Source organism: Mesorhizobium sp. WSM4846 (assembly GCF_055811415.1).
Map to the genome: position 1 here is coordinate 21,771 of NZ_JBVVPZ010000048.1, position 6,124 is coordinate 27,894.

Sequence of the window (6,124 nt, forward strand, 5' to 3'; positions counted from 1 at the left end):
TTTCCCGAACCCGGTTCCCATTTTCGGGTCCGATGCTCTAACGGAGAAGAAGCCTTGGATGCCCTGAATCGCTCATCGAATCGCGCCGCTTCGACCTCGCGATCATGGTCCTGATCCTGATCAACGCCGTCACGCTCGGCCTCGAAACCTCGCCCGACGCGATTGCTGCCTTTGGCCCGCTTCTGACGGCTATCGACCGCGCCATCCTCAGCGTCTTCGTGCTCGAACTCGCGATCCGGCTGGTCGTCTACAGGACGCGTTTCTTCCGCGATCCATGGCGCATCTTCGACCTCTTCGTCGTCGGTTTTGCGCTCATCCCCACGACCGGCTCTCTCTCGGTGCTGCGGGCGCTGCGCATCCTGCGGGTGCTGCGCCTGATCAGCATCGTTCCGTCGCTGCGCCGTGTCGTCACCGGCTTCATCACCGCCTTGCCCGGCATGGGCTCGATCATGCTGCTGCTCGGGCTGGTGTTCTACGTCTTTGCGGTGATGGCGACGAAGCTCTACGGCTCGTCCTTTCCCGAACTGTTCGGCGGCATACCAGAATCGCTGTTCACGCTTTTCCAGGTCATGACCCTCGAGGGCTGGTCGGACGGTGTGGTGCGCCCGGTCATGGAGGTCTATCCGGCGGCCTGGCTGTTCTTCATCCCATTCATCATCGCGACCTCATTCACCGTGCTCAATCTATTCATCGGCGTGATCGTTTCGGCGATGGAGGCCGAGCATGAAGCCGTGGAATCGGCCGACAGGGCGACGCTGCACAGCGACCAGGCCATGATCCTGGCGGAGTTGCAGGCGCTGCGGGCGGAGGTCCGCGAATTGACCGGCGTTCGCGGCTAGAGCGCCGCCGCCAGCATTGCAAAAGATTCCTGTCCGTTCGGCGGCTTGTGATGAGCCGTGAAAGAGCCCGCCGCTTCATTTGCGAAGCGGCGGGTCCCCCAATACCCCCCCTCGATTGCCAGGTCAAGATTGCCCCCCGGCTTCGCTGACCACGCAATTGCGGCGCCAGACCCAGTGACCCATTACGGGACACCTACGCCAAAGACGCAAGATGGGTTTGGCGATTGATATTAACTGTGGCTAATATGTCACCGTGGTCGGAACGGACTGATGTCACGACGGTGCAGAACCTTTGATGGCGGAGCTAGGCGCCCCCCTCTGTCCTGCCGGACATCTCCCCCTCAAGGGGGGAGATTGGCAGCTTTGGCGCACCGCTCGCTCCTGCAACGGTGGCGGTTCGCGAAGGCGGCGGTGACGGCCGATCTCCCCCCTCGTGGGGGAGATGCCCCGCAGGGCAGAGGGGGTCGGTTCGACCGGGCACGGCCCCTCGCGGGCGAGAACGCCGGAGCTCCACGCGAGGCTACCCCCTCTGTCGCCTTCGGCGACATCTCCGCCCTCAAGGGGGGAGATCGGCAGCTTCGGCCTTGGCGAGCAGCGCCTCGACCTCTTGCAGCGTCGGCATCGACGGCGCCGTTCCGGGTCGCGTCACCGAGATGCCGGCGACGGCGCAGGCGAAGCGGACCGCTTGCAGCGGGTCCACGCCTCTCGCAAGTGCTGCGGCCAGGCCGCCATTGAAGGCGTCGCCGGCGCCGGTGGTCTCGACCACGGAACCGGCCTTGATCGCGCCGACATGGTCGGAGCGGCTGGCCGTGTGCAGCAGCGCGCCCTGTTCGCCGAGCGTCACGATAACCGCGCCGGCGCCTTTTCCAAGCAAACGATCGGCGGCGCGGCGGGCGTCGTCGATGGAGGACACCTTGATGCCGGTCAGTTCCTCGGCCTCGGTCTCGTTGGGCGTGACATAGTCGCAGAGCGTGTAGATGCGGTCAGGAAGCTTTGCTGCCGGCGCCGGGTTGAGGATGGTCGTCACCCCCGCCCCGCGTGCGATCTCCAGAGCCCGCATCGCCGCCTCGATCGGCTGCTCGAGCTGGGTGACGAAGACGCCGGCCGAGCGGATCAGGCCGGCGTTAGCCTCGATGTCGTCTGGCGAAATCAGCATCGCCGCACCCGGGCTGACGATGATGGCGTTGTTGCCGCTCGTCTCCTCGACGAAGATATAGGCCGCACCCGTATAACTCTCCGGCGTGTCGATGACGGCGCTCTTCACCCCGGCCTGCGTCCAGGTCTGCCTGGCCATATCGGCAAAGGGATCGACGCCAAGGCGCGTCAGAAAGGTGATGTCGGCGCCGAGACGGCCGGCCGCAACCGCCTGGTTGGAGCCCTTGCCGCCGGGGCCGAGGGTGAAGGACGTACCGAGGATCGTCTCGCCCATGCGCGGCTGGCGGGCGGCGCGGTAGGCAGTGTCGGCGACGAAGACGCCCAATATGACGACAGGCTTGATGACCACAGGCTTGCCTGGCATCCCGCTACTCCGCGTCCGGAGGCACGACGCCCTTGCGGAAGGCAAAACAGCCATAGAAGCGGCGCTCGCCGGTCTGGATGACGCAATAGGCCTTTTTGGCACGTTCATAGAAGGCGTAGCGCTCGACCGAAATCATCGGCCAGGCCGTGCCCTCCGCAGCATCGATCTCGTCTTGCACTTCCTGCTGCACGGCGGGAATCTCGTCCGGCTTGCCGACGATCTCCATGCGGGCCGCGGCATCGTCGACGAAAGTGTCCAGCGGATAGAGCGACAGCACCGCCTTGACCACGTCAGCCGCCGGTGCATCGATGCGCAGCAGCCGGCCGAGCACGGTCTGGCGGGCCACCGAATCGGAGGGGAAGTTGGTGTCGGCGATGATCAGATCGTCGCCATGGCCCATTGCCCGCAGCGCCTGCAGCACGTCGGCATTGAGCAGCGGATTGATCCCTTTTAGCATAATTCCCTCCCGAACGGGCTTATTTGATGCGAAGCCTGGCGCATGAGCCCGAAGTGTTGTCGGTTTTCAGACAAGATCATTCGCAATTCAAAGTGTTTAAAGACGATTGCCGGTCTCTGCGTCGAAGAGATGGACCTGGTCGAGCCGCGGTTTCAGATGCAGCGTGTCGCCCGGCTTGAAGTCGTGGCGCTCGCGGAACAGCGCCACCATCTCGCCCTCGCCGAAACGCAGAAACACCAGCGTTTCGGAACCGGTCGGCTCGACGACGGAAATCTTCACCGGCACGCCGTCGGGGTGGATTTCGAGATGCTCGGGCCGGACGCCGTAGACGACATTGCGCCCGTCCTCCACCTTGCTGCTCGCAGCCATCGGGAACGGCGTCCCTGCGATCTCGACGATGGGCTTGTCGCCCTTGCGCACCACGCCCTTGAGCAGGTTCATCGACGGCGAGCCGATGAAGCCGGCGACGAACAGATTGGCCGGCCGGTCGAACAATTCCAGCGGCGCGCCGACCTGCTCGATGCGGCCGTCGCGCATCACGACGATCTTGTCGGCCATGGTCATGGCCTCGATCTGGTCGTGCGTGACATAGATGGTGGTGGTCTTCAGCCGCTGGTGCAATTCCTTGATCTCGGTGCGCATCTGGACGCGCAGCTTGGCGTCGAGGTTGGACAGCGGCTCGTCGAACAAGAACACCTGCGGGTTGCGCACGATGGCGCGGCCCATGGCGACGCGCTGGCGCTGGCCGCCGGAGAGTTGGCGCGGATAGCGCTTGAGATAGGGATTGAGATCAAGGATATCGGCGGCACGCTTGACCCGCTCGGCGACATCGGCCGGATCGGTCTTGCGCAGTTTTAGCGCAAAGGCCATGTTCTGCTCGACCGTCTTGTGCGGATAGAGCGCATAATTCTGGAACACCATGGCAATGTCGCGTTTGGCCGGTGGCAGATGGTTGACGACACGGTCGCCGATGGCGATCGTGCCGCCGGAAACGGTCTCCAGCCCCGCCACCATCCTGAGCAGCGTGGACTTGCCGCACCCCGAAGGACCGACCAGCACCACGAACTGCCCGTCGGCGATGTCGACGCTGACACCGTGCAGGACCTTGACGGTTCCGAACGCCTTGGCCACATTGCTGATCGCGACTTGAGCCATTGGCCCCCCTTTCGTTGCGGTGAAGCTAAACAACGCAAACAGCGAGGGCAAGTCAGTCTTTTATAGATAAAAAACTCTGTTCGCGTTTGACACGGCACCTGGTTGTGAGAATAGTGAAAGGGCTCGGGTTTTGACCCTGTTCCGGGCGCGCCGGCACGCTGGTCGGACCACGGAAGTCGAAGCGTTGCGGAGGAAAACTTGGGCCGCTATTTCTGGGAGCCGCTGTTGTTGGGGAACATTTCCAGCGCTCCAAACACCCGAACAATCACCATAGAGATTCTGGGAGGAACGAAATGAAAGTCAGCCTTTACAACCAATTCATGCGGGCGGGTGCCACTCGCCGCGATGTCCTCAAGGGCGCGGCCAGTATGGCCGCGATCGCAGCGGCATCAGGCGCCGGGCTTGGCGCGCTGACGCGCCTGGCTTCCGCCGCAAGCGAATTGCGCGCGCAGATCCTGCAGATCCCCGGTGTCGGCAAGGGCCAGCCGACCGATGCCGACTTCCAGCAGGTCGGCGAGCTTTGCCTGGAGGCGACCAAGACCAGCGTCAAGGAAGGCGAATTCGCCGGCGTCCAGCTCACCTTCATGGGGCTCAACAACCAGAACCTGCACAATGTGCTGTTTCGCGGCTTCCTGAAGCCTTGGGAGACCTATACCGGCGCCAAGATCAACTGGATCGACCTGGCGCAGGCGGACTACAATGCCCGCCTGCAGCAGTCGATCGCCACCGGCACCGTCGATTTCGACATCATCGAGATGGGCGCGCCGTTCGAAGGCGACGTCTGCGGCAAGGGCCTGACCTCCGAAATGCCGGACTGGGTCAAGGACCAAATCGACATGAAGGACGTCGTGGCCTATCTGCAGCCACCGGTCGGCACGTGGGACGGCAAGCAGTACCGCGTGACCGTCGATGGCGACGCGCACAACTTCAACTACCGCACCGACGTGTTTGCCGATGCCGACCTCGCCAAGGCGTGGAAGGACGGCGGCGGTGGCGGTGAATGGGGCGTGCCGAAGACCTGGCAGCAGGTGCAGGCGGTGACAAAATTCCTCAAGGGCAAGCAGTTCCAGGGCCAGGATGTTTTTGGCTATCTCGACGCGCCCAAGGCCTGGGGCGGCTTCGGCTTCTATTTCCTCGGCAGCCGCGCCAGCGCCTATGCCAAGCATCCCGACGACAAGGCCTGGCTGTTCGACGCCGATACGATGAAGCCGCGCATCAACAATCCAGCCTGGGTGCGGGCCATCCAGGACGTGATCGACGCGCTGCCGTCGCAGCCTGCCGACCAGATCAACGCCGACCCGAACACCACCGCCTTCCAGCAGTTCCTGGCCGGCACCGGTTCGATGGTCACCTGGTGGGGCGACGTCGGCTCCAACGTCAAGACCAACGACAGTTCTGTCGTCGGCGACGTCACCGGCTTCTCGATCCTGCCGGGCTCGGACGACGTCTACAATTCCAAGACCGGCCAGTGGGACAAACTGGCCAGCGGCCCGAACCATGCGCCGAACTGCGCCTATCTCGGCTGGGGCGTCTACGTCATGGCTCGTGTCGATTCGGATGAAAAGAAGAAGAAGGCGGCATGGTCGGCCGCGGCCCATCTCGGCGGCAAGGACCTGTCGCTCTGGTGCGCGGCGTATCCGTCCGGCTTCCAGCCTTACCGCAACTCGCATTTCGACGTTCCGGAATGGGTGGCGGCCGGTTACGACGAGGCCTTCATCACCTCATATCTGAAGTCGGAGGCCGACAGTTACAACCATCCGAACGCCGCGATCGAGCCGCGTATCCCCGGCATCTTCCAATATTACAGCGCCGCCGAGGACATCCTGGCCAATACATTTGCCGGCAAGATGACGGCACAGGAAGGCGCCGACGCCATTGCAGCCGCCTGGGAGAAGCTGACCGACCAGATCGGCCGCGAAAACCAGATCAAGCTCTACAAGGCCTCGCTCGGCATGTAGGTTGAGATTTTAGGAACCGCGGTGCCGCGCCCCCAAACCCCCCGCCCCCCCCCTTTCCCGCCCCCCCGGGCAATCCGCCAGGACTGGAAAGGCCGGGCCCCGGGGGGGCCAAAAGAAAATTAAATTTTTTGTGGGGGGGGGGCGAAGCGCGGCAGGAAAAGGCGGGCCCGGGGGGCCGGGGGCCAGAGTGGAATGC

General features: G+C 63.8%; 5 protein-coding genes. 2 read left to right on the top strand and 3 right to left on the bottom strand.

The window, feature by feature from the left end; genetic code table 11:
- Positions 1–74: 74 nt before the first annotated feature.
- On the top strand, positions 75–839 hold the full coding sequence (locus AC0L15_RS28210) for an ion transporter (protein WP_473497771.1): 765 nt from the start codon (positions 75–77) through the stop codon (positions 837–839).
- Positions 840–1,395: 556 nt separating this feature from the next.
- On the opposite strand, the gene rbsK is transcribed toward AC0L15_RS28210, so the two are convergent.
- The 3 genes from rbsK to AC0L15_RS28225 form a co-directional block, all read right to left on the bottom strand.
- Positions 1,396–2,358 (bottom strand): ribokinase, encoded by a 963-nt coding sequence (gene rbsK / locus AC0L15_RS28215; RefSeq protein ID WP_287075828.1) that lies wholly within the window; start codon positions 2,356–2,358, stop codon positions 1,396–1,398.
- A gap of 4 nt (positions 2,359–2,362) precedes the next feature.
- A complete protein-coding gene (locus AC0L15_RS28220; RefSeq protein WP_128170032.1) occupies positions 2,363–2,815 on the bottom strand; it encodes an RbsD/FucU family protein in 453 nt (150 codons plus the stop codon).
- A 96-nt stretch (positions 2,816–2,911) separates the two neighbouring features.
- Positions 2,912–3,970: an ABC transporter ATP-binding protein gene (locus tag AC0L15_RS28225; protein WP_287247534.1), complete on the bottom strand. Its 1,059-nt coding sequence runs from the start codon at positions 3,968–3,970 to the stop codon at positions 2,912–2,914.
- Between the two features lie 293 nt (positions 3,971–4,263).
- Here AC0L15_RS28225 and AC0L15_RS28230 point away from each other — a divergent pair, with 293 nt between their 5' ends.
- A complete protein-coding gene (locus tag AC0L15_RS28230; RefSeq protein WP_473497762.1) occupies positions 4,264–5,928 on the top strand; it encodes an ABC transporter substrate-binding protein in 1,665 nt (554 codons plus the stop codon).
- Positions 5,929–6,124 lie beyond the last annotated feature (196 nt).

Coding starts and splice junctions, on each gene's coding strand:
- rbsK (WP_287075828.1), bottom strand. CDS start 2,358: ATGCCAGGCAAGCCTGTGGTCATCAAGCCTGTCGTCATATTGGGCGTC.
- AC0L15_RS28220 (WP_128170032.1), bottom strand. CDS start 2,815: ATGCTAAAAGGGATCAATCCGCTGCTCAATGCCGACGTGCTGCAGGCG.
- AC0L15_RS28225 (WP_287247534.1), bottom strand. CDS start 3,970: ATGGCTCAAGTCGCGATCAGCAATGTGGCCAAGGCGTTCGGAACCGTC.
- AC0L15_RS28230 (WP_473497762.1), top strand. CDS start 4,264: ATGAAAGTCAGCCTTTACAACCAATTCATGCGGGCGGGTGCCACTCGC.